At 65.3% G+C, this 20,837-nt stretch carries 19 protein-coding genes; 13 read left to right on the top strand and 6 right to left on the bottom strand.

Translation table 11 applies throughout. From position 1 onward, the window contains the following. The 8 genes from GV832_RS10950 to GV832_RS10915 all read left to right on the top strand — a co-directional run bounded on the left by GV832_RS10950 (position 1) and on the right by GV832_RS10915 (position 7,808). Entirely contained in the window at positions 1-846 is an 846-nt protein-coding gene (locus tag GV832_RS10950; RefSeq protein WP_227754373.1) for a carbohydrate ABC transporter permease, read from the top strand. Between the two features lie 28 nt (positions 847-874). Beyond that, a complete protein-coding gene (locus tag GV832_RS10945) occupies positions 875-2,080 on the top strand; it encodes an ABC transporter substrate-binding protein (protein ID WP_168774894.1) in 1,206 nt (401 codons plus the stop codon). 79 nt (positions 2,081-2,159) lie between these two features. Further along, positions 2,160-3,254, top strand: coding sequence for an ABC transporter ATP-binding protein (locus tag GV832_RS10940; protein WP_168774893.1), 1,095 nt, complete (start codon positions 2,160-2,162; stop codon positions 3,252-3,254). A gap of 10 nt (positions 3,255-3,264) precedes the next feature. Continuing rightward, the gene (locus tag GV832_RS10935; protein ID WP_168774892.1) at positions 3,265-4,407 is read left to right on the top strand and encodes a Gfo/Idh/MocA family protein; all 1,143 of its coding nucleotides are present in this window, start codon (positions 3,265-3,267) and stop codon (positions 4,405-4,407) included. Next, the gene (locus tag GV832_RS10930) at positions 4,404-5,387 is read left to right on the top strand and encodes an SIS domain-containing protein (protein WP_227754372.1); all 984 of its coding nucleotides are present in this window, start codon (positions 4,404-4,406) and stop codon (positions 5,385-5,387) included. The genes GV832_RS10935 and GV832_RS10930 overlap by 4 nt, the downstream gene beginning before the upstream one ends. After that, positions 5,384-6,289 carry an ROK family protein gene (locus tag GV832_RS10925; RefSeq protein ID WP_227754371.1) on the top strand — a complete coding sequence of 302 codons (906 nt, stop codon included), beginning with the start codon at positions 5,384-5,386 and terminating at the stop codon, positions 6,287-6,289. The genes GV832_RS10930 and GV832_RS10925 overlap by 4 nt, the downstream gene beginning before the upstream one ends. After that, entirely contained in the window at positions 6,286-7,359 is a 1,074-nt protein-coding gene (locus GV832_RS10920; protein WP_168774891.1) for an N-acetylglucosamine-6-phosphate deacetylase, read from the top strand. The genes GV832_RS10925 and GV832_RS10920 overlap by 4 nt, the downstream gene beginning before the upstream one ends. Beyond that, positions 7,356-7,808 carry a MaoC family dehydratase gene (locus GV832_RS10915; protein WP_168774890.1) on the top strand — a complete coding sequence of 151 codons (453 nt, stop codon included), beginning with the start codon at positions 7,356-7,358 and terminating at the stop codon, positions 7,806-7,808. The genes GV832_RS10920 and GV832_RS10915 overlap by 4 nt, the downstream gene beginning before the upstream one ends. A gap of 12 nt (positions 7,809-7,820) precedes the next feature. Here GV832_RS10915 and GV832_RS10910 read toward each other — a convergent pair whose 3' ends face one another. From GV832_RS10910 to cysQ, 6 genes are all read right to left on the bottom strand, one after another. Next, positions 7,821-9,518: a beta-1,6-N-acetylglucosaminyltransferase gene (locus GV832_RS10910; protein ID WP_168774889.1), complete on the bottom strand. Its 1,698-nt coding sequence runs from the start codon at positions 9,516-9,518 to the stop codon at positions 7,821-7,823. Beyond that, positions 9,515-10,525: a glycosyltransferase family 2 protein gene (locus tag GV832_RS10905; RefSeq protein ID WP_168774888.1), complete on the bottom strand. Its 1,011-nt coding sequence runs from the start codon at positions 10,523-10,525 to the stop codon at positions 9,515-9,517. The genes GV832_RS10910 and GV832_RS10905 overlap by 4 nt, the downstream gene beginning before the upstream one ends. 167 nt (positions 10,526-10,692) lie before the next feature. Further along, complete coding sequence (locus GV832_RS10900) at positions 10,693-11,610, bottom strand: glycosyltransferase family 2 protein (RefSeq protein WP_354001956.1); 918 nt, start codon at positions 11,608-11,610, stop codon at positions 10,693-10,695. 92 nt (positions 11,611-11,702) lie between these two features. After that, positions 11,703-12,617 (bottom strand): UTP--glucose-1-phosphate uridylyltransferase GalU, encoded by a 915-nt coding sequence (gene galU, locus GV832_RS10895; protein ID WP_168774887.1) that lies wholly within the window; start codon positions 12,615-12,617, stop codon positions 11,703-11,705. 175 nt (positions 12,618-12,792) lie between these two features. Beyond that, positions 12,793-13,593, bottom strand: a complete 801-nt coding sequence (locus GV832_RS10890) for a 3-deoxy-manno-octulosonate cytidylyltransferase (RefSeq protein WP_168774886.1) — start codon at positions 13,591-13,593, stop codon at positions 12,793-12,795. After that, positions 13,590-14,381 carry a 3'(2'),5'-bisphosphate nucleotidase CysQ gene (gene cysQ, locus GV832_RS10885; RefSeq protein ID WP_168774885.1) on the bottom strand — a complete coding sequence of 264 codons (792 nt, stop codon included), beginning with the start codon at positions 14,379-14,381 and terminating at the stop codon, positions 13,590-13,592. The genes GV832_RS10890 and cysQ overlap by 4 nt, the downstream gene beginning before the upstream one ends. 119 nt (positions 14,382-14,500) lie before the next feature. Here cysQ and GV832_RS10880 point away from each other — a divergent pair, with 119 nt between their 5' ends. The 5 genes from GV832_RS10880 (at position 14,501) to radC (ending at position 20,829) form a co-directional block, all read left to right on the top strand. Then, the gene (locus GV832_RS10880) at positions 14,501-15,322 is read left to right on the top strand and encodes an ABC transporter permease (protein ID WP_168774884.1); all 822 of its coding nucleotides are present in this window, start codon (positions 14,501-14,503) and stop codon (positions 15,320-15,322) included. Positions 15,323-15,487: 165 nt separating this feature from the next. Continuing rightward, positions 15,488-17,392, top strand: coding sequence for a molecular chaperone DnaK (gene dnaK / locus GV832_RS10875; RefSeq protein WP_168774883.1), 1,905 nt, complete (start codon positions 15,488-15,490; stop codon positions 17,390-17,392). A gap of 63 nt (positions 17,393-17,455) precedes the next feature. Then, a complete protein-coding gene (dnaJ, locus tag GV832_RS10870; protein WP_168774882.1) occupies positions 17,456-18,613 on the top strand; it encodes a molecular chaperone DnaJ in 1,158 nt (385 codons plus the stop codon). 69 nt (positions 18,614-18,682) lie between these two features. Then, the gene (locus GV832_RS10865; protein ID WP_168774881.1) at positions 18,683-20,011 is read left to right on the top strand and encodes a calcium-binding protein; all 1,329 of its coding nucleotides are present in this window, start codon (positions 18,683-18,685) and stop codon (positions 20,009-20,011) included. 44 nt (positions 20,012-20,055) lie between these two features. Continuing rightward, positions 20,056-20,829: a RadC family protein gene (radC, locus tag GV832_RS10860; RefSeq protein WP_168774880.1), complete on the top strand. Its 774-nt coding sequence runs from the start codon at positions 20,056-20,058 to the stop codon at positions 20,827-20,829. Positions 20,830-20,837: the final 8 nt, after the last annotated feature.

The following is a 20,837-nucleotide window of genomic DNA, read 5'->3' as shown; positions in this document are numbered from 1 at the left end:
ATGCTGATCGAGCGGCTTTCCATCTGGCAGAAGATCGGCGTCTATGCGGCGACCTTCGTCTTCCTTCTGTTCATCCTGATGCCCTTCATCGAGATGTTCCGCGTCTCGCTGCGCCCCATGTCGCATCTGATGACGGCCGATTTCACCTGGTGGAGCGATGACTTCTCCTGGCAGGCCTATCGCGACATGTGGAAGACCGTGCCGCTCCTGGGGCTTTACATCTTCAACTCGATCTTCATTGCCACGGCGGTGACGGTCCTGACCATGGTGGTCGTCGTGCCCGCGGCCTATGCCTATGCCCGGCTGGAGTTCCCCTTCCGCGCCCTGTCGCTGGGCGGGTTCCTTGCCGTCAACATGTTCACCGGGGCGGTGCTTTTGATCCCGCTTTACCGGGTGCTGCGGTCGCTGTCTCTGCTCAACACCTACTGGGCGATCATCATCCCGGGCGTGGCCTTCCTGATCCCCACGGGCATCTGGCTCTTGCGGTCTTACCTGGAGAAAATCCCGCGCGAGCTGGAGGAGGCGGCTTTCGTCGACGGCGCCTCGCGGATGTATACGCTGCGCCGCGTGGTCATCCCGCTGGCCGTGCCGGGGCTGATCGTGGTGGGGACCTCGGTCTTCATCGGGGCCTATGCGCAGCAATTCCTTTTTGCGATCACCTTCAACAATGTGCGCGAAATCCAACCCCTTCCGGCCGGGCTTTACGAGTTCGTCGGATACCAGGACGTGACGTGGAACGAGATGATGGCGGCGGCCCTGACGGGTGTGCTTCCGGTCATGCTCTTCTTCCTCTTCCTGCAGAAATACCTCGTCGCCGGTCTGACGGCGGGCGCGGTGAAAGAGTGACATCAGACAGCAACCAAGGGAGACTAGAATGAATATCAAGACCCTGACCATGGCGGCGGCCCTGCTGGGCGGCACGGCCCTCTCGGCCCAGGCTGAAGAGCTGCATTTCATCATGTGCGGCGGCGAAGTCCGCCCGGCCGACCAGAAGGTCATCGACAAGTTCCAGGCCGACAATCCCGGCGTGACGGTCAAGATGGAAGCCGTCGAATGGGGCACCTGCCAGGACAAGTCGATGCAGCTCGCCGCTGCGGGCGATCCGCCCTCGCTGGCCTATATGGGCTCGCGCACTTTGCGCCAGCTGGCGGGCAATGACCTGATCGTCCCGGTGACCTTCACCGCCGAGGAAGAGGCCATGTTCCAGCCCGGCGTCCTGAAGACCGTGACCAACGGCGGCCAGTATTGGGGCATCCCGCATGCCTTCTCGACCAAGGCGCTGTATATGAACTGCGCCGTGATCCAGGCCGCTGGCGCCGAGTGCAAGGCCCCTGCCACCTGGGCTGACCTGGTGGCCCTGGCCAAGCAGGTGACCGACAATACCGACGCCGCTGGCATCGGCATCGCCGGCAAGGATTTCGACAACACGATGCACATGTTCCTCGACTTCCTCTACTCCAACGGCGGGGCGGTCTTCGATGCCGAGGGCAAGCCGGCGCTGGACAGCCAGCAGACCCGCGAGACGCTGCAGCTTTACGCGGACCTCCTGCCCTATATGCAGGCCGGCCCGACCGAGTGGGAGCGGGACCAGATGAAGGACCTGTTCAACGACGGCCAGATCGCCATGTATGTCACCGGCCCCTGGGGCAAGGGCCAGCATGCCGAAAAGGTTCCGACCCAGCTGATCGCGCCGATCCCGGCTGGCCCCTCGGGCCCCTCGGGCACCATCCTGATCACCGACTCGCTCGCCGTCTTCAAGGGCACCGGGCATGAAGAGCTGGCCATCAAGCTCGCCAAGGCCCTGACCTCGGGCGAGGCGCAGTATGACCTCGACAGCTCCTGGGGCCTGACCCCGATCCTGGACTATGAAAAGGCCGGGATGACGGATGTCTACTACACCAAGGACAGCTGGCCGATCTTCGTCGCGGGCATCTCGACCGGCGGGCCGGAGCCCATGGTCGAAGACTTCAAGGCGCTGCAGGCCGTCTTCACCAACATGGTGCAGGGCATCATGCTGGGCGAAGGCTCGGTCGACGAGCTGGTGACGACGGCTGGCGAAGAGCTCGCCGCCGTCCGCTAAGTGACCTGGGGGGGCGCCAGCCGCCCCCCCTCCCCCCGGGCCGGACCCCGCCCCCATCCCCCTTTCGACGGAGCTGCCCATGGCCACGCTTGACCTTCGTTCCATCACCAAGTCCTTCGGCACCGCCTCGGTCCTGAAAGGCATCGACCTGGCCATCCGCGACAAGGAGTTCGTGGTCTTCGTCGGCCCCTCGGGCTGCGGCAAATCCACCCTGTTGCGCATCGTCGCCGGGCTGGAAGAGGCGACCTCGGGGCAGATCGTGATCGGGGGCACCGACGTGAGCGCCCTCGCCCCGGTGGATCGCGGGATTTCCATGGTCTTTCAAAGCTATGCGCTTTATCCCCACCTCTCGGTCTTTGAGAACATCGCCTTCCCCCTGCGCGTGGCCAAGCTCTCCGAGGCCGAGGTGAAGTCCAAGGTCGGCAAGGCGGCCGAGATCCTGCAGCTGACCGACAAGCTGCATCTGAAGCCCGGCCAGCTTTCGGGCGGCCAGCGCCAGCGGGTCGCCATCGGGCGGTCCATCGTGCGCAACCCCAAGGTTTTCCTGTTTGACGAGCCCCTGTCGAACCTCGACGCGGCCTTGCGGGGCGACATGCGGGTCGAGCTTTCACAGCTCCACCGCGACCTCTCCGCCACCATGGTCTATGTCACCCATGACCAGGTCGAGGCCATGACCATGGCCCATCGCATCGTTGTCCTGAACGCCGGACGGGTCGAGCAATTCGGCACGCCGATGGAGCTCTACCACCACCCCGCCACCCGTTTCGTCGCCACTTTCATCGGCCAGCCCAACATGAACCTCCTGCCCGCAAGGGTCGTGGGCCAGGATGCAAGCGGCCTGACCGTCGACATCGACGGCGGCCCCCGCATGACGCTCCCGGTCGAGGGGCGCGCGGCCCCGGGCGACCGCGTCGAGGTCGGCATGCGGCCCGAGAACCTGCACCTTGGCCAGGGCCTGACCATGAAGGTCCGCGTGCTGGAGCGGCTGGGCGGGGTGTCCATCACCTATGGCATGCTCGCCTCCGGTCAGCGGCTTTGTGCAGCACTTCCGGGCGATGCGCCGATCCGCGAGGGAGAGGAGCTCTCGGTCGCGATCAACCCCGCCGATGCCCATGTCTTCGATGCCTCCGGTGCCGTGATGCGCCGGACCCAAGCCCCTGCCCTTGCCGCCTGAAGGAAGAAAAATGCGTATCGTCACCGCCGGGATCGGCCTTCGGGCCGGCCATGTCCTTTCAACCCTGAAAGCCGCCATGCCAGAGGCCGAGATCGTGGGCTTCTACGACCCCCAGCCCACGCATCTGGAGATGATCGGCCTGGACACGCCGCGTTATGACAGCATCGAGGCGATGCTGGCGCAGGCCAAACCCGACCTCTACTGCGTCTTTTCTCCGAACGTCTTTCACCTGGAGCAGCTGCGCATCGGGCTGGAAGCCGGGGTTCAGATCTTCACCGAAAAGCCGGTGGTCGTCTCGATCGAGGAGACCCTTGAACTGGCGCGGCTTCTCTCCATCCATGGCGGGGCCAAGCGGGCCATGGTGGGCCTGGTCCTGCGCTATTCGCAGCACATGGTCGACCTGCGGGCGGCCCTGTCGGCGGGGCAACTGGGCCAGGTGGTCTCCTTGGAGGCCAACGAACATATCCCGCCCTATCACGGCGCCTTCTTCATGCGCGATTGGCGGCGGATGGCGGGGCTGACCGGCGGCTTCATGCTGGAGAAATGCTGCCACGACATCGACATTTACAACATGGTGACAGGCTCGCGGCCCCGCAGGGTTGCGAGTTTCGGCGGGCGCAAAAGCTTCCTCCCGGCGAATGCGCCCGCCTCGAATGCCGAGGCCGAGATCTTCCACGTCAAGAAATCGGTCTGGAACTCGGTCGCTGACCCCTTCCATTCGGATGGCGATATCATCGACTGGCAGACGGCGATCCTTGAGTATGAATCGGGCGCTTCGCTCGCCTTCCACACCAACCTGAACGTGCCCGACGACCAGAGGCGCTTCTGCGTGCTGGGCACCCATGGCATGGCCGAGGGCGATTTCGTGCGCGGCTATCTGAAGGTCACGGCGCGGGATGGCACCAGGCTGGCCGACCACGACTATACCGCAGGTGCTGCCGCCAAGGGCGCCCATTACGGCGCCGACGAGATGATGTGCCAGGACATCACCGCCTATCTGCGCGGGCAGTCCAAGGGGCTCCCGGTCTCGATCCTGGACGCGATGGAGGCGGGGATTGCCGCCATCGCCTTGGACCAGGCCCGCATCACGGGCCAGGTCGTGGACCTGACCGAGACCTGGGCGAAACTCGACTCCTATGGGTTGCGCAAATGAGCCCCGGTCACCACATGCGCGCCGAGCTGGCCGAGGCGGCAGGGGTCTTCCGCGCCACGCTCGAGGGCGCGGTCAGCCCCGAAGCGGCGGCCGAGATCGCCCGGCTCTCGCCCCGCGCGATCTATACCATTGCGCGCGGGTCGTCGGATGCGGCGGCCAATATCCTGTCTTACGAGTTCATGCGCGAGCTTGGCGTGCCGATGACCTCGCTGCCGCCCTCGGTCTTTTCCGTCGGGCGCGGCGTGGCGATGGACGAGACCCTTGCGCTGGTGGTCAGCCAGTCGGGCGCCTCGAATGACCTGGTCCTCTCGGCGGAGGGCGCGCGGGCGCGGGGGGCCAGGGTTGTGGGTCTGATCAACGCAGCCAGCAGCCCGGTCTCCGCCCATGCCGACCTGATCCTGCCCATCGGCGCGGGGCCAGAGTTGGCCGTCCCCGCCACCAAATCCGTCGTCGGCGCCATCGCGGCGGGCATGGCGCTTTTGGGCGCCATGGTGCCCGATTACCGCGCCCGCGCCCTGGAACAGGACTTCCTCCTCACCGCCCTGCCCGAGGCCAAGGCCGTGCTCTCGGCCCTGTTGCGCGCCAACCATGTCTATGTCATCGGCCGCGACACCGGCTATGGCGCGGCGCAAGAGCTGGCCCTGAAGCTGAAAGAGACCTGCGCGATCCATGCCGAGGCCTATTCCTCTTCCGAGGTCCTGCATGGCCCCCTGCAACTGGCGACCAACCCGCTCTTGGTGCTGATCCTGGACACCGGCGCCGAGGATGTGCAGGCCAGCCTCGACACCGCCGAGGCGCGGTTCCGTGCAGCGGGCGGCACGGTCCACCGGCTGCGCACCGGGATCGCGGGCCTGACCCCGGCTGCGGCGGCGGCCTGTCTTCTGTGCCTGACCTATCCGCTGGTGCTGGAGACCGCCCTGGCGCTTGGCCATGACCCCGACCGGCCCGAGACCCTGTCGAAAGTGACGCAAACAATATGATCATCGCGGCTGGCATCGACCTGGGCGGGACCAAGATCGAAGCGCAGGTCTTCGACGCCCTTTGGCAGCGGGTGGATGCCCGGCGGATGCCCACGCCGCGCGATTACCCTGGCCTCGTCGCCGCCATGGCCGAGATGGTCGCCTGGGCCGAGGGCTTTGGCCCCGGCCTGCCCGTGGGCATCGCGGCGGCGGGGCTGATCCACCCGGTCACCGGGATTGCCCTGACCGCGAACCTCGCCGCCACGGGCAAGCCCTTCCCTGCCGACATCGCGGAGGCCTCCGGGCGCGGCGTCACTTATGTGAACGACTGCCGCGCCCAGGCGCTCTCCGAGGCGCAGTTCGGTGCGGCGCGGGGTTATCCCACGGCGCTCACGCTGAACCTCGGCACCGGGCTTGCCGGGGGGATCGTGGTGAACGGGCGCCTCCTGGAGGGCCCCTCGGCCACGGGCGGCGAGTTCGGCCACTTCGCCCTGCCCGCCCATCTGATGACCGACCTGCCGCTCCTCGCCTGCGGCTGCGGGCGCCTGGGCTGCACCGAGACCCTGATCGCGGGCCCCGGCCTCTCGCGCATCCTGGCGCATCGGACGGGGCGAGAGCTGCGCGCCGAAGAGATCGTCGCGGGCAAGGCCCTGGACCCTGACCTCGCCCAGGCCTGGCAGGTCTGGCTTGGCCTGACCGCCGAGCTGATCCACACCCTCGTCATGGTCGTCGATCCGGGCTGCATCGTGCTGGCGGGCGGGCTCTCGCGGGCTCCGGGCCTGGTCGCGGACCTTTCGGACGCCTTGACCCGGGTCGCCTTGCCGGGCTATGGCGCGCCTCCGATCCTCTTGGCCGAGGGCGGGGACACGACCGGCGCAAGGGGCGCCGCCTATGCTGCCTTTGCCCAAGGGAGGGCGGAATGACCCGTCTGGAACCCGACCTGATCTTCGACGGCGAGACCCTCCGCAAGGGCGTGGTCGAGATCGAGGAGGGCCGCGTCGTGGCCATCGGTCAGGGGCGGGGCGACAGGGTTCCGGGCATCCTGACCCCGGGCTTCGTCGATTTGCAGGTGAATGGCGGCGGGGATGTGCTCTTGAACACCTCTCCGACCGTCGCGGGGATGGAGGCCATTGCCGCCGCTCATCGCCGCTTTGGCACGGTTGGCATCCTGCCCACGGTGATCACCGATGCTCCGGGCGTGCTGGACGCGGTGACCGAGGCGGCCCTGGCGGCGCGGGGGCGGCCGGGGATCCTGGGCCTGCATATCGAGGGGCCGCATATCTCGACCGCAAGGCGGGGAACGCACAAGGCCGAATTTGTCCGGCCGCTGGATGCGCGCACGCTGACCGCCGTGGCGCGGCTGCGGGCTGGGGGCGTGCCGATCCTGCTGACCCTTGCCCCCGAGGCCGTGCGCCCGGGCCAGGTGGCCGAGCTGGTCGCAATGGGTGCCGTGGTCTCGATCGGCCATTCCGATGCGACGGCCGATGAGGTGCGCGCGCTGCTGGCCGAGGGCGCGCGCTGTTTCACACATCTTTTCAACGCCATGTCGCCCATGCTGAACCGTTCCGAAGGCGTCACGGGGGCCTGTATCAACTCCAGCGCCTATGCCGGGATCATCTGCGACGGCATCCATGTGGCCGATGCGATGGTGGGCCTGGCCTTGCGGGCCCGGCCCGTGGCGGACACGACCTTCCTCGTCTCGGATGCCATGCCGACGGTGGGCGGGTCCGACCGCTTCACGCTTTACGGCAATGAAATCCATGTCGAAAACGGGCGGCTGGTGAATGCGGAAGGATCATTGGCCGGCGCCCATGTCACCATGGCCCAAAGCCTCAAGCGGCTGATCGAGGTCGTGGGCCTCGCCCCCGAGGCAGCCCTGCGGATGGCCACCACGATCCCTTCGCGGGTCATGGGCCTGCCCGAGGGCATCATCGGACAAAGGGCCAGCGACCTGATCCTCCTGGACGCCTCCTGGCAGGTGCAAGAGCTGTGAGGCCCCTGCCCCCCGGCCTGCATGACCTGGGCACGCTTGCACCCGGGGACCATTGGCAGACGGGCCACGTCACCGTTTCAGCCGAGCGGATCGCGGAGTTTGCCCGCCTGACCGGGGATCAGACCGCGCTTCACCTCTGCGACAAGGCGGCCCGGGCTGCGGGCTTTCCGGGCCAGGTGGCCCATGGGCTTTTGGTCGTCAGCCTGATCGAGGGGCTGAAGGCGCAGGCCCCGGTGCAGCTCGCGACCCATACGGCACTGGGATGGGAGGTCACTTTCCGCGCCCCGGTCCTGGCGGGCGGCACCCTCTCGGCGCGGCTGCGGGTCGAGGAAGTGCGGCGGGTTGGCGCCAAGGGCCTTGTGGTGCTGGCGGTCGAGGGCTGGACCGAAACCCGGGTCCTGACGGCCCGCGCGCGGTATTTCGGGACTTTCACGCCGGCCGGAGCGTGAGATCAGTCAGCGTCACTTCACCAGATAAGGCCGCCCGCGGCGGGACGCGGCGGTGGTCGGGTCCTCCCCGGTCGGGAAATCGCCCATCATCACCGGCTGCATGCCCTGGTTGCGCAGGTTTTGCAGGAACTGGCCAAAGCCCTTGAGATCCGCCAGGCGCGGCGCCTCGGTCAGGCGGCGCTGCGAGCGCGGGCTGATCTCGTCGATGATCGACTGCAAGGGCTCCATCGGGTTTTCGACGAATTCGGCCAGGGTCCAGATCCGGATCCGGGCCTTGGCGTAATGGCTGCGCAGGATGCCGACATGGTCGCTTTCCAGCTTTTGCAGCCGCGCGGCCTCGCGCCTGATGTCGCTGAAATTGCGATTGGAGTGGAAAAGCGGGATGGCCCAGGCCCCGGTGATCACCGAAATCTGCGCATTGGGGTCGCAGGCGACGAACCAGGAAATCTCCTGGTTGTCGTTCGGGCCGAACTGGAAGCACTGACGCTCGCCCCGCGTGTTCCAGATGAGGTTCGAAAGGAAGTTCTTGGGGGCATAGTCGCGCAGCGCGGCGCTGTCCGAGAGAGCGCCCGAGAACACCGTCTCACCGCCCGCATATTCGACCCGACCCGGCGCAAAGAGATGGCCATGCGCCCGCGTCCCTGCGACCTTGCCGAGCCAGGCTTCGAAATTCTCGAAGACCTCGGAGAAGCCCTCGAAGACGGAATAGGGTGCGGCGGTGCGGCCATTCTCCCAGTTTTCATTGGGATAGCGGCTTTGCATGTAAAGCCCGGCGCGGCCCTTGGTGCGGCGGTCGACGGCCTTGGAGAAGAGCCGGTCGATCTTGCCGGGATTGGGCTCGGCGCTGGCCTGGCCGTGAGAGTTGCCACGCAGGAACGTGTCGTAAAGCTTGTCGGCCTGGGGCCAGATCTTGCGGGCGACGAAGCAATCCGACCGCCTGAGCAGCTGCAAATGGTCGTCGTAGAAGATATGCGGCTTGCCCTGGTAGTCGAACTTGGCCAGCGTCAGCGAGCGGCTTTCGACATTGGTCGAAAACCGCCGCACCATGGTCTGGAAATAGCTCTCATCCGGGATCCAGACGCGGCGGAAATAGCGGTCCAGCTTGGCGCGGTCGGGGTTTTCCAGGATGGCCGAGAGGGTCTGGCGCGTCAGGCACCACCATTGGCTGCCCAGGTGCGGCACGATGCCCTCGGGGATCGGGCGGCGAAAGCCCACGCGGCGTTGCAGGCTGACGTAAAGATCGAAGGCCTTGCGCTGCGACCGCCAGGAAAACGGAAAGCGCAGGGTGAAGCGTTCGAGGTTCAGCCCCCCCACCGTCCAGCCCACATCCGTCGTCGTCACGCTTTCGATGAAATCGGTGCGCGGGCGGCTTTCGAGATAGGCGCGCAGCTCCTCGACCGGGCGGAGCGGCAGGCAGGAGCCCGAGGCGAGGTAGACATGGCGCACATCGTCAAAGCGTTCCAGCATCAGGCTGGAGGCCGCCTGGGTGGCCGCCACGATGCCCCAGGTGCCCCATTCGCAGGCAAAACGCTGCGAGAACAAGACGTTGGGCAGGTCGGTCAGCGACTGCACCAACCCGTCATAGGCCAGCTTCGCCACGCGCTTGTCGACATGGATGACCACGGGGCAGCCCCGCTCGGCCCAATGCCGCGCGACCTCTGCCGCGCGTTCCAGCGCCGTGTGACAGAGCATGACGAAGCCCACGCTCATGCCCAGTTCCCCTTGGACATGAGGCCCAGGATCTCCAGCTGGCGCCAGTTGATGTATTTCTCGGAATACTTGCACCAGAGGTCGGGATGGCGGGCCAGCTTGTCGTGATAGGCCTTGTATTCCTTCGAGGCGCCGTAATGCTGGCCCCGCGCCATCTCTTCCGCGGCCTTTTCGGCGAAAGTATCGAGGAACTTGGCATGCAGAAGGCAACCCGAGGCCTTCTCCCCGCCGCGTTCGTCATAGACCAGGTTCAGACCGCGCGGCAGGATCATATGGGTCGAGGAGAGATAGGCGTAGGACCGCTGCCAGCGCACCAGCGGCACCTTGTTCAGCGCCGGTGCCATCTCGGGCCGGTCGGCGAAGAAGACCCGCGCCCTGGGGCCCCCTTGAATCCACAGGTTGCCCATCGCGTGGTTGCGGTGGATCGTATAGTTGCCGCTGTCGAACCACTGGGCGATCTCGAAAGGGTTCTGCCCCTCGTGATAGGGCTGGGCGGTGATCGAGCCCTTGGGATACATGTCCAGCATCATGGCCGAAAAGCTGCGCACCGCGCTGGCGTCCAGCCAGTCGGTCAGGGCACGCAGGGGCCGCGTCTCGCAGAAGGGATAGACGAAGAACTCGTCGACATCGACGGTCAGGCACCAATGGTCGTGGCAATAACGCCGCTGCAGATGGGCCAGCCAATCGACGCCAAAGCGCGAGCGCTTGTAGCTGCCCTTGGTCGTCCAGAGCGAAACGTCGGGCTGCGGTTCCAGGTATTCGCGCGAGCCATCGGTGCTGTCATTGTCGACGAAGAAGAAGTGTTCGACGCCAAGGTCGCGGTAATAACGCAAAAAGAACGGCAGGCGGATGCGTTCATTGCGCAGGGTGCAGAGAAGGATGATCGCATCCCGGGGCATGGTCCGGGTGCGGTCGGCCACGACGCGCATCTCTCGCCCCTTGATCCTTGCGCGAAGATGCGCAAGACGGCGGCGATAGCGCAGCTTGATGGCCTCTGTGATCTTCAACCCGCGCCTCCGACGTCGATCGGTGCCTTTCCCTTGGTCTATGCCTCAATGCTGAAGGAAGCCTTGACGCGACAGACCTTTCCCCGGGCAACCGGTTCTTTCTCGACGTATTGTTCACGTTTTGAAGTCAATCGCGGAAAAAATCCAGCGTTTCCCTGCGGGATTTGTTACAAATCCGCGACCTGTCGCCAAAGTCCACGCTGGATCAGGCCCAGGGCCTCGAGCTGGGCGGGCCCCTCGTAGCGCGCCGAACCCGCGTGCCAGAGGTCGGGACCGGCGATGATCCCGTCGTAATAATCGCCATAGCGCTCGGGATGGGTGAAGTGTTCGGCCCTCTCTCGCTCTTCGCGCGATTTCTGGACGATTTCGGGCAGGAATTTCGTGTGCAACAGCGCCCCGGTCGGCAGATCGGGGCGCGAGAAGCCGGCGTTCAGGCGCACGGGCAGAACGAGATGGGTCGAGGAGAGATAGGCGTAGCGCCAATGCCAGAAGACCAGCGGCGTCTTGTGCAGATGCGGCGCGCGGGAGGGGTCGTCGGCGAAGAAGACCCGCGCCCTTGGGCCGCCCCGGATCGAGACATGGTCATAGCGGGCAACCGGGGTGCGGCTGTAACCCGTGGGGTCGAAATAGGGCAAGACTTCCAAGGGGTTGACGGCATGGATTTGAGAACCAAGCGGCCCCTTGGGGTAAAGGTCCAGCATCAGGGCGGACATGAAATCCACGCCCCTCGCGCGGAGCCAGGCGGTCAGGGGACGCAGGCCGCCCGCGTCGTCGGGGAAGGTCAAGAGCTCATCCGCGTCAAGCGTCAGGCACCAATGGCCCGAGCCATGGCGCAAGAGCAGCCAATTCACCCAGTCCATCCCGAATCGGCTGGCCTTGTAGCTGTGGGGCGTGGTCCAAAGCGAAACATCGGGCTGGGCGGCCAGGTGGTCAGCGCTGCCATCGGTGCTGGCATTGTCGACAAACAGGAAACGATCCACGCCGAGCTTGCGATGGTGATCCAGGAACCAGGGCAGGCGGGCGGCTTCGTTGCGGATGCAGCCGAAGCCCAGAATCGCGCCCTTGGGCAGGTCGCGCCGCGTCACCTGCGTCAACTGGGACCGGGCACGGAAGGCCCGGACAAGCAAACGCCTGCGCAGATGGCGCAGGCGCAGGGCTTCCCAAAGGGAGGCCAAATCTATTGTGCCGCCTTTTGCATGGCGACCATGTCGTTCAGATAGGCCGAGAATTCCTCGCGCAGATCGGGACGCGACAGGCCGAAGGCCACCGTCGCCTGAAGGAACCCGGCCTTGGAGCCGCAGTCATAGCGCTGGCCCCGGAAGCGGAAACCGAAGACCTGGCCGGGCTTCTTGGTCTCCATCGCGATGGCGTCGGTGAGCTGGATCTCGCCGCCGGCGCCGGGCTTCATCTTGTTGAGGTTGGCCATGACCTTGGGCGTCAGGATATAGCGCCCGATCACGGCCAGGTTCGAGGGCGCCTCGGCGGCCTTGGGCTTTTCGACCATGCCGCGGACCTGGACGATGGAGCCCATATCCTCGGACACATCCAGCACGCCATAGGAAGAGGTCTTTTCGACCGGCACTTCCATCGCGGCAACCATGTTGCCGCCGGTCTGTTCATAGGCCTCGATCATCTGCTGCAGGCAGGGCTTTTCGGCGGCGATCACGTCGTCGGGCAGCAGGACGGCGAAGGGCTCGTTCCCGATCAGGCGACGGGCGCACCAGACGGCGTGACCGAGCCCCATGGCGCGGTTCTGGCGGACATAGGCGATGGCGCCGCTGTCCATGTTGGTCTCGCGCAGGGTTTCCAGAAGCTGATCCTTGCCGCCGCGACGCAGCGTGGATTCAAGCTCGGGCGAGTGGTCGAAGTAGTCTTCCAGCGCCGACTTGCCGCGCGCGGTGACGAAGATGAATTCCTTGATGCCCGCAGCCCGCGCCTCGTCGATGGCGTATTGGATCAGGGGGCGATCCACCAGGGTCAGAATCTCTTTCGGGATGGACTTGGTGGCGGGAAGGAACCGCGTTCCCATACCGGCCACCGGGAACACCGCCTTGGTGACCTTCTTGATCTTGCGGGCCAATTGTACTGCCATCTGATCTCTCTTTAACTGAGTGCCTTGCCGCAGAATGCCCGCGACTCGGGGAAGAGTTGTTACTGTTTACCCGGTTTTCTTTGCCAAATCGTAGAGCAAACGTCGAAAAATTTATCATTCTTGTGAAGGGTCGGTAAAGTTGTTGCACGAAAGCGACCCGGTCGACAAGGTATGATCATTTTTTGACCGCGTCCATGGCCTGCATCATGGCTTCGATCACCGCGACATCCGAGGGGTTGTTCAGCTCCCAGAACTTGCGGCCATGGGCTTGAACCTGCACGCAAAGCACCTTGCGACCCTGTTCCAGGAAACGCAGCTGTTCCAGCCCCTCGAGCCGCTCCAGCGGGCCCATGGGCCAGGTCGGATAGGCGGCAAGCGCCTGGGGCCGATAGGCATAGACGCCGACATGGTGGAAGACCGGGGTCTCATCCTCGGGGGCGAAGGTGCGGCCGGTATAGGGGATGACCTCTTTCGAGAAGTAAAGCGCCCGGCCCCCGGACCCGAAAACCGCGGTCGTGCCGCCGACGCGGCCCGCGCGGCGGTCGGCCAGGAAGCCCTCGACGGCCGCACCGTCACAGGCCAGGACCGGCGTGGCGATATCGGCCTCGGGATCGGCCAGGAGACCCTTGACCAGGTCCTCGACGAACCAGGCGGGGGTCAGCGGCGCATCGCCTTGCAGGTTCACCACCACGTCATGGCCCGGCAGCTTCTGCACCACCTCGGCGCAGCGCTCGGTGCCGTTTTGCGCGTCGGAGGAGGTCATGACGACCTCGGCCCCAAAGCCCGCCGCATGGGTCGCGATGCGGTCATCATCGGTCGCCACGACGACACGGTCGACGCCCTTGACGGCCATCGCGGCCTCCCAGGAACGGCGGATCAGGGTCTTGTCGCCATCCGGGCCCTTCAACGAAACCAGGGGCTTGCCCGGGTAGCGGGTCGAGGCATAGCGGGCGGGGATCGCGATCAGGACGCTCATTTTTGCAGCGCGACCCCGGGGGCATAGGCGATGAAGAAGGGGTTGTCCCAGCCGGGCTTGCCATAGGCCAAGGGCGTGTGGTCGTCAAAGCGCACGACATGGCCGCCCGCCCCGCGCAGGACCGCATCGCCCGCCGCCGTGTCCCATTCCATGGTCCGGCCAAGGCGCGGGTAAAGATCGGCCTCTCCGGTCGCCACGAGGCAGAACTTCAGCGAGGAGCCGGCCGACTTCATGTCGGCCACGTCATACTTGGCGATATAGTCATCGGTGGCCTGGTCCCGGTGGCTTTTCGAGGCCACGACCATCAGCGGCCCCTTGGGCGTCGAGACGCGGATCGGCGCCACGGGGCCCGCCACGGCGGCGTCATGGGCGCCGGTCTCCTCGACCGAGGTGCCATCGGCCAGGGTATAGAAGAGCCGATTCTGCGCGGGCGCATAGACCACGCCGCGCAGGGGCACGCCGTTTTCGACATAGGCGATGTTGACCGTGAAATCGCCGCGCCGCTGGACGAATTCCTTCGTCCCATCCAGCGGATCGACGATCAGGAAGGTCGAAGCGGTCAGCGCATGCGAGGCCGCCTGCTCTTCGGTGATCAGCACCAGGTCGGGGAAAGCCTCACGCAGGCCCGCCGAGATCAGCGCATCGGCGGCCTCGTCCGCCTCGGTCACCGGAGAGCTGTCGCCCTTGGCCTTCACCGCGAAGTCGGGGCCATTGTAGACCTCCATGATTCGGGCCCCGGCCTCGATGGCCAGGCGGCGGAGGACGGGAACGAGGCGGTCGAAATCCATTGCGGCTCCTGATGGACATGATCTTGCCGCGTCCTTATGCTGTAATGGTTAAGGGATCGGCAAGGTTTCCCGTTCAAACTCGCAAAGATTGAGCAGATCGGCGCAGGAAAGAGGCAGGCATGTTCCATATCGGTGCGCCCCGGACCACGGCCGGTGGCTTTGTGCGGACGGTCGAGCTGATCTTCAACGTCGCGGTGCGCGATATCCGCAAGGCCCATGGCAATGCGATCATCGGGCTTTTGATCTCGATCGTGCAATCCGTGACGATGGTCCTGTTCTTCTGGCTGATGTTCACGCTTCTGAACATGCGCGGCACGGCGGTGCGTGGCGATTTCATGCTCTATTCGATGAGCGGGATCTTCATGTACATGACGCATATCAAGGCGATCAGCGCCGTCGCCAAGGCCGAGGGGCCGACCTCCGCCATGATGAAACATGCGCCGATGAACACGATCGTGGCCATCGGCGGCCAGGCCCTGGCGACGCTCTATCAGCAGGTCCTGGCGATCTTTGTCATCCTGTTCTTCTACCACACCTGCTTCAACGAGATCACGATCCACCAGCCCGTGGCCGCCATGGGGATGATCCTGATGGCCTGGTTCTCCGGCATCGCCATCGGCATGATCTTCAAGGCCGCCACCCCCTGGTCACCCAGCTTCTTCGGCATCGTCACCTCGGTCTATACAAGGATCAACGTCCTGGCCTCGGGCAAGATGTTCCTCGCCAATGCGACGCCGACCTGGCTTTTGTCCTGGTTCTGGTGGAACCCGCTCTTCCACATCATCGACCAGCAGCGCGGCTTCGTCTTCCTGAACTACAACCCGCATTACTCCTCGCTCTGGTATCCGGTCTGGGTCTCTTGCGGGCTCCTGGTGCTGGGGCTGATGGCCGATACCTTCACCAACAAATACGCCAGCGCCAGCTGGAGCGCGGGCCGCTAGGCTTTTCGCGCAATCCGGTGGAAATCGGCGCGCGGCGCCCATTGCAGGGCCATTTCGCCCCCCTTATATACGCCTCGAGCCCGGAGCGATCCGGCTCTCGTTCGGGATCGGGACGGACGCCTGATCGGGTCCGCCCCAACATATCGCCTTAGAGAGGACTATCACATGGCCAAGATCATCGGCATCGACCTCGGGACCACCAATTCCTGCGTCGCCATCATGGACGGCTCGCAGCCCCGCATCATCGAAAACTCCGAAGGCGCGCGCACCACGCCCTCCATCGTTGCCTTCACCGAGAATGAGCGTCTGGTCGGCCAGGCCGCCAAGCGCCAAGCCGTCACCAACGCCTCGAACACCATTTTCGCGGTCAAGCGTCTCATCGGCCGCCGCGCCGATGATGCGATGCTGGCCAAGGATCTGAAGAACCTGCCCTACAAGGTCTTGAACGGCGGCAATGGCGACGCCTGGGTCGAAGCGCGCGGCGAGAAGTATTCGCCCAGCCAGGTTTCGGCCATCATCCTGCAGAAGATGAAGGAAACCGCCGAAGCCTACCTGGGCGAGACGGTGACCCAGGCCGTCATCACCGTTCCGGCCTATTTCAACGACGCCCAGCGTCAGGCCACCAAGGATGCGGGCAAGATCGCGGGCCTGGAAGTCCTGCGGATCATCAACGAGCCGACGGCTGCGGCCCTGGCTTATGGCCTCGACAAGAAGGAAACGAAAACCATCGCGGTCTATGACCTCGGCGGCGGCACCTTCGACATCACGATCCTGGAAATCGACGACGGCCTCTTCGAGGTGAAATCGACCAACGGGGATACCTTCCTCGGCGGTGAAGACTTCGATATGCGCATCGTCAACTACCTGGCGGACGAGTTCAAGAAAGAGCATGGCGTCGACCTGACCTTGGACAAGATGGCCCTGCAGCGTCTGAAGGAGGCGGCTGAAAAGGCCAAGATCGAGCTGTCGTCCTCCAGCCAGACCGAGATCAACCAGCCGTTCATCAGCATGGACCGCAACACCGGGCAGCCCCTGCACCTGGTGGTCAAGCTGACCCGTGCGAAACTCGAAAGCCTCTGCGAAGACCTGATCAAGCGCTCGATCAAGCCCTGCCAGGCCGCGCTGAAGGATGCGGGCGTCTCGATCTCCGACATCGACGAGGTCGTCCTGGTCGGCGGCATGACCCGCATGCCCCGCGTGATCGAGGAAGTGACCAAGTTCTTCGGCAAGGAGCCCCACAAGGGTGTGAACCCGGATGAAGTCGTGGCCGCTGGCGCAGCGATCCAGGCCGGCGTGCTGCAAGGCGACGTCAAGGACGTGGTTCTCTTGGACGTCACGCCCCTGTCCTTGGGCATCGAAACGCTCGGCGGCGTCTTCACCCGCCTGATCGACCGCAACACCACGATCCCGACGAAGAAGAGCCAGATCTTCTCGACCGCCGAGGACAATCAGAACGCCGTGACCCTCCGCGTCTTCCAGGGCGAGCGTGAAATGGCGGCCGACAACAAGATGCTCGGCCAGTTCAACCTGGAAAACATCCCGCCCGCCCCGCGCGGCGTGCCCCAGATCGAGGTGACCTTCGACATCGACGCCAACGGCATCGTGACGGTCAAGGCCAAGGACAAGGGCACCGGCAAGGAGCAGGCGATCACGATCCAGGCCTCGGGCGGTCTGAGCGACGCCGATATCGAGCGCATGGTCAAGGACGCCGAGGCCAATGCCGATGCCGACAAGGCCCGCAAGGAGCTGGTCGAGGCCAAGAATCAGGCCGAAAGCCTTCTGCACTCGACCAAGAAGTCGATTGCCGAGCATTCGGACAAGGTCGACCCCTCGACCGTCGAGGCGATCGAACTGGCCATGGGCGCGCTGGAGGAAAACCTCAAGACCGAGGACGCCGGCAAGATCAAGGGCGGGATCCAGAACCTGACCGATGCGGCCATGCGTCTGGGCGAGGCGATCTACAAGGCCCAGGCCGAGCAGAACGAAGCGCCTGAGGGTCGCGATGGCGGCGATGACGATGACATCGTCGATGCCGACTTCGAGGATCTGGGCAACTCCAAGCGGAAGTAACCGCGCCGCATGGCGAAGGCTGCCCCCTTGGGGGCGGCCTTATCGCTTTCAGAAAGGTCAGAAATGGCAAAGCGCGATTACTATGACGTGTTGGGCGTGGCCAAGGGCGCTTCTGCGGAAGAGCTGAAGAAGGCCTATCGCACCAAGGCCAAGGAGCTGCACCCCGACCGCAACTCCGACAACCCGGATGCCGAGGCCCAGTTCAAGGAAGTGAACGAGGCCTATGACATCCTGAAGGATGAAAACAAGAAGGCCGCCTATGACCGTTACGGCCATGCCGCCTTCGAGGGCGGGGGCCCGCGGGGGGGCGGTCAGGGCTTCCAGGGCAATGGCGATTTCGCCTCTGCCTTCTCGGATGTCTTCGAGGACCTCTTTGGCGATTTCATGGGCCGGGGCGGCCAGCAGCGTGGCGGCGGCGGACGCCGGGCGCAGCGCGGCCAGGACCTGCGCTATAACCTGCGCGTGACGCTGGAAGAGGCTTTCAAGGGCGTCCAGAAGACCATCACCGTTCCGACCTCGGTCGGTTGCGACACCTGCAACGGCACCGGGGCCGAGGGCGGGGCGGAGCCTGTCGTCTGCCCGACCTGCTCGGGCATGGGCAAGGTCCGGGCGCAACAGGGCTTCTTCACCGTCGAACGCACCTGCCCGACCTGCCAGGGCGCGGGCCAGACGATCAAGAACCCCTGCAAGTCCTGCCATGGCGCCGGTCGGCTGGAGCGCGAGCGCTCCCTGTCGGTCAATATCCCGGCCGGGGTCGAGACCGGAACCCGGATCCGCCTGGCCGGAGAGGGTGAGGCGGGGATGCGCGGCGGCCCCTCGGGCGACCTTTACATCTTCATCGAGACCCGCGACCACCCGATCTTCCAGCGCGACGGGGTCAACCTGTTTTGCCGGGTTCCGGTGTCCCTTATCACGGCGGCGCTGGGGGGCGAGGTCGAGGTGCCCACCATTGACGGCGGCAAGGCAAGGGTGAAGGTCCCCTCGGGCACCCAGACCGGCAAGCAATTGCGCTTGCGCGCCAAGGGCATGCCCGCGCTGCGCGGCGGCGGGGTCGGCGACATGCTGATCGAGCTGGCGGTGGAGACACCGGTCAATCTCTCGACCCGGCAGAAGGAATTGCTGCGCGAGTTCGAAAAGCTCGAGGCCGACGAGAACAACCCGGAAGGGTCCAGTTTCTTCGCCAAGGTCAAGGGCTTTTGGGACGGGATGAAGGGTCAGTAACCCAAGCGCGCTTGCCCGAATCATCGGGCAAGCGCAATCTGGCACCGGATTTGAGAACCGGAGATTGCCATGGTCGTTGCCCTTCCTGTTGTTTACACCTCCAAGACCCTCGTCGTGAATGGGGATGCCGAAACCGGCCCCGTGGCCCAGAACTTCGGCACAAATGTCGCGCCTGCGGGCTGGACCACTTCGGGAACCTTTACCGGCGTGGCCTATGCGGCCGGGACCAGCAACGATCTGAACCCGACCACGGCAGCGGCGCTGCAAGCGGGCTCGGCCTATTTCTCGGGCGGCACCTCGGCGGCCCTGTCCGTGGCGCGGCAAACCGTCAGCATCGCCACCTATGCCGCCCGGGTCGACGCGGGCCAGCTGAGCCTGGACCTCGCGGCCCAGCTGGGCGGCTTTGCCTCGCAGGACGACCATGCCAGCGTCGTGGCGAATTACCTTGCGGCCGATGGCGTTACGGTCCTGGGCAGCGTGACCCTGACCGGACCGCTCTCGGCGGGGCGGGGCGCGGTCAGCACGCTTGTGGACCTCGAGCAGATCAGCGCAATCGCGGTGGGCACGCGGTCCATCGAATTCGTGGTGACGATGGAGCGCACCGCCGGAAGCTATAACGACGGCTATGCCGACAACATCAGCGCGCATCTGGTGGGCCTGACGCGCGGCCAGGTCCAGGTCATGGCGACGCGGGATTTCTCGGGCGCGGCCCTGGCGGCCAGCACGGGGGTCAGCTTCCTTGGGGCTGCGGATGCGACGGCCTCCTTCGGGGCGGCGCAGTTCGGAGCGGGCGGCATCGCCCTGGCCGGGCTGATCGAGGGCAACACCCAGGACAACACGCTGAGCATCCAGATGGCTCCGGGTGCCGCGTTCAACGCCAGCCGCCTGGCCTTTGCCAGCTGGACCGAGGGGCACGACCTGGTCACGATCACGGGGACCGACACGGGCGACAGGGTCACGGGTTCGGGGCGCTCGGACGTGATCGAGACGCTGGATGGATCGGACACCGTGGTGGGCGGGGCGGGCAATGACACGATCGACGGCGGGGCGGGGCTGGACCGGTTGATCGGCGGCTTCGGCGCTGACCGCTTCGTGCTGGCGGCCACGACGCAGAACCGCGACACCATCACCGACTTCGTTTCGGCACAGGACAAGTTCATCGTCGAAGTGGCGGATTTCCCGACCGCGTCGGGCCTGGTCGCCGGGACGGCCCTGGGCAGCGCCTTCCTCGCCCATGGCACGGATTTCGCCGCCGGGATCGAAGATCGCTTCATCTATAACACCTCGAACGGCAAGCTCTGGTTCGATGTCGATGGCACCGGGGCCCTGGCTGCCAAACTGGTGGCGGTCCTGTCCGGCTCCCCGGTCCTGGCCGATTTTGACTTCGTTTTGATCTGATCCATTAACCCTTCGTCAACCATGCCCGTGGCAGGATCGCGGGCATGGCACATCAGGGTTTCTCAGACAATCAGGCCGGGCTCTTCACCCTTGGGGATGGGGACGAGGCTGAACCGCTGCCGCTGGGCGCGCCCGGCGGCAAGATCCCGTCCTATATCGCCGATCACCGCAAACGGCTGCGCGCGCGCTTCATGGAGGGTGGGGCGGCAGCCCTGCCTGACTACGAGATGCTGGAACTGGTCCTGTTCCGTGCCATTCCGCGCCAGGATGTCAAGCCGCTGGCCCGGCTGCTTCTGGACACGTTCGGGGATTTCAACCGGGTGATCTCGGCCTCACCCCAGCGGCTGATGCTGGTCAAGGGCGTGGGCGAGGCGGTGGTGCAAGAGTTCAAGATCGTCGAGGCGGCGGCGGGGCGGCTGATGCGGGCCAAGGTCATGAACAAGCCGCTCCTGTCCTCCTGGGACGCGCTGTTGCAGTATTGCCAGACCGTGATGGCCCACCGCGAGACCGAGCAGTTCCGCATCCTCTTCCTCGACCGCAAGAATGTGCTGATCGCCGATGAGGAGCAGGGAAAGGGCACGGTCGACCATGTACCGGTCTATCCGCGAGAGGTGGTCAAGCGGGCGCTGGAGCTGAATGCCTCTGCCATCATCCTGGTGCACAATCATCCCTCGGGCGATCCGACGCCGTCAGAGGCGGATATCTCGATGACGATGCAGATCCAGGACGCGGCGCAGGTCCTGGGCATCGTGATCCACGACCACCTGATCATCGGCAAGAGCCGCGAGCTGTCATTCCGGGCCGAAGGCTATCTGTAACCCAGTGG

This window comes from Stagnihabitans tardus (genome assembly GCF_009925085.1).
GTDB classification, from domain to species: Bacteria; Pseudomonadota; Alphaproteobacteria; order Rhodobacterales; family Rhodobacteraceae; genus Stagnihabitans; species Stagnihabitans tardus.
The sequence above is the reverse complement of the archived record's forward strand: the minus strand, read 5'-3'. Positions and strand labels throughout refer to the sequence as shown.

Coding starts and splice junctions, on each gene's coding strand:
- GV832_RS10930 (WP_227754372.1), top strand. CDS start 4,404: ATGAGCCCCGGTCACCACATGCGCGCCGAGCTGGCCGAGGCGGCAGGG.
- dnaJ (WP_168774882.1), top strand. CDS start 17,456: ATGGCAAAGCGCGATTACTATGACGTGTTGGGCGTGGCCAAGGGCGCT.
- galU (WP_168774887.1), bottom strand. CDS start 12,617: ATGGCAGTACAATTGGCCCGCAAGATCAAGAAGGTCACCAAGGCGGTG.
- GV832_RS10925 (WP_227754371.1), top strand. CDS start 5,384: ATGATCATCGCGGCTGGCATCGACCTGGGCGGGACCAAGATCGAAGCG.
- GV832_RS10910 (WP_168774889.1), bottom strand. CDS start 9,518: ATGAGCGTGGGCTTCGTCATGCTCTGTCACACGGCGCTGGAACGCGCG.
- GV832_RS10920 (WP_168774891.1), top strand. CDS start 6,286: ATGACCCGTCTGGAACCCGACCTGATCTTCGACGGCGAGACCCTCCGC.
- dnaK (WP_168774883.1), top strand. CDS start 15,488: ATGGCCAAGATCATCGGCATCGACCTCGGGACCACCAATTCCTGCGTC.
- GV832_RS10950 (WP_227754373.1), top strand. CDS start 1: ATGCTGATCGAGCGGCTTTCCATCTGGCAGAAGATCGGCGTCTATGCG.
- cysQ (WP_168774885.1), bottom strand. CDS start 14,381: ATGGATTTCGACCGCCTCGTTCCCGTCCTCCGCCGCCTGGCCATCGAG.
- GV832_RS10890 (WP_168774886.1), bottom strand. CDS start 13,593: ATGAGCGTCCTGATCGCGATCCCCGCCCGCTATGCCTCGACCCGCTAC.
- GV832_RS10935 (WP_168774892.1), top strand. CDS start 3,265: ATGCGTATCGTCACCGCCGGGATCGGCCTTCGGGCCGGCCATGTCCTT.
- GV832_RS10940 (WP_168774893.1), top strand. CDS start 2,160: ATGGCCACGCTTGACCTTCGTTCCATCACCAAGTCCTTCGGCACCGCC.
- radC (WP_168774880.1), top strand. CDS start 20,056: ATGGCACATCAGGGTTTCTCAGACAATCAGGCCGGGCTCTTCACCCTT.
- GV832_RS10880 (WP_168774884.1), top strand. CDS start 14,501: ATGTTCCATATCGGTGCGCCCCGGACCACGGCCGGTGGCTTTGTGCGG.
- GV832_RS10945 (WP_168774894.1), top strand. CDS start 875: ATGAATATCAAGACCCTGACCATGGCGGCGGCCCTGCTGGGCGGCACG.
- GV832_RS10865 (WP_168774881.1), top strand. CDS start 18,683: ATGGTCGTTGCCCTTCCTGTTGTTTACACCTCCAAGACCCTCGTCGTG.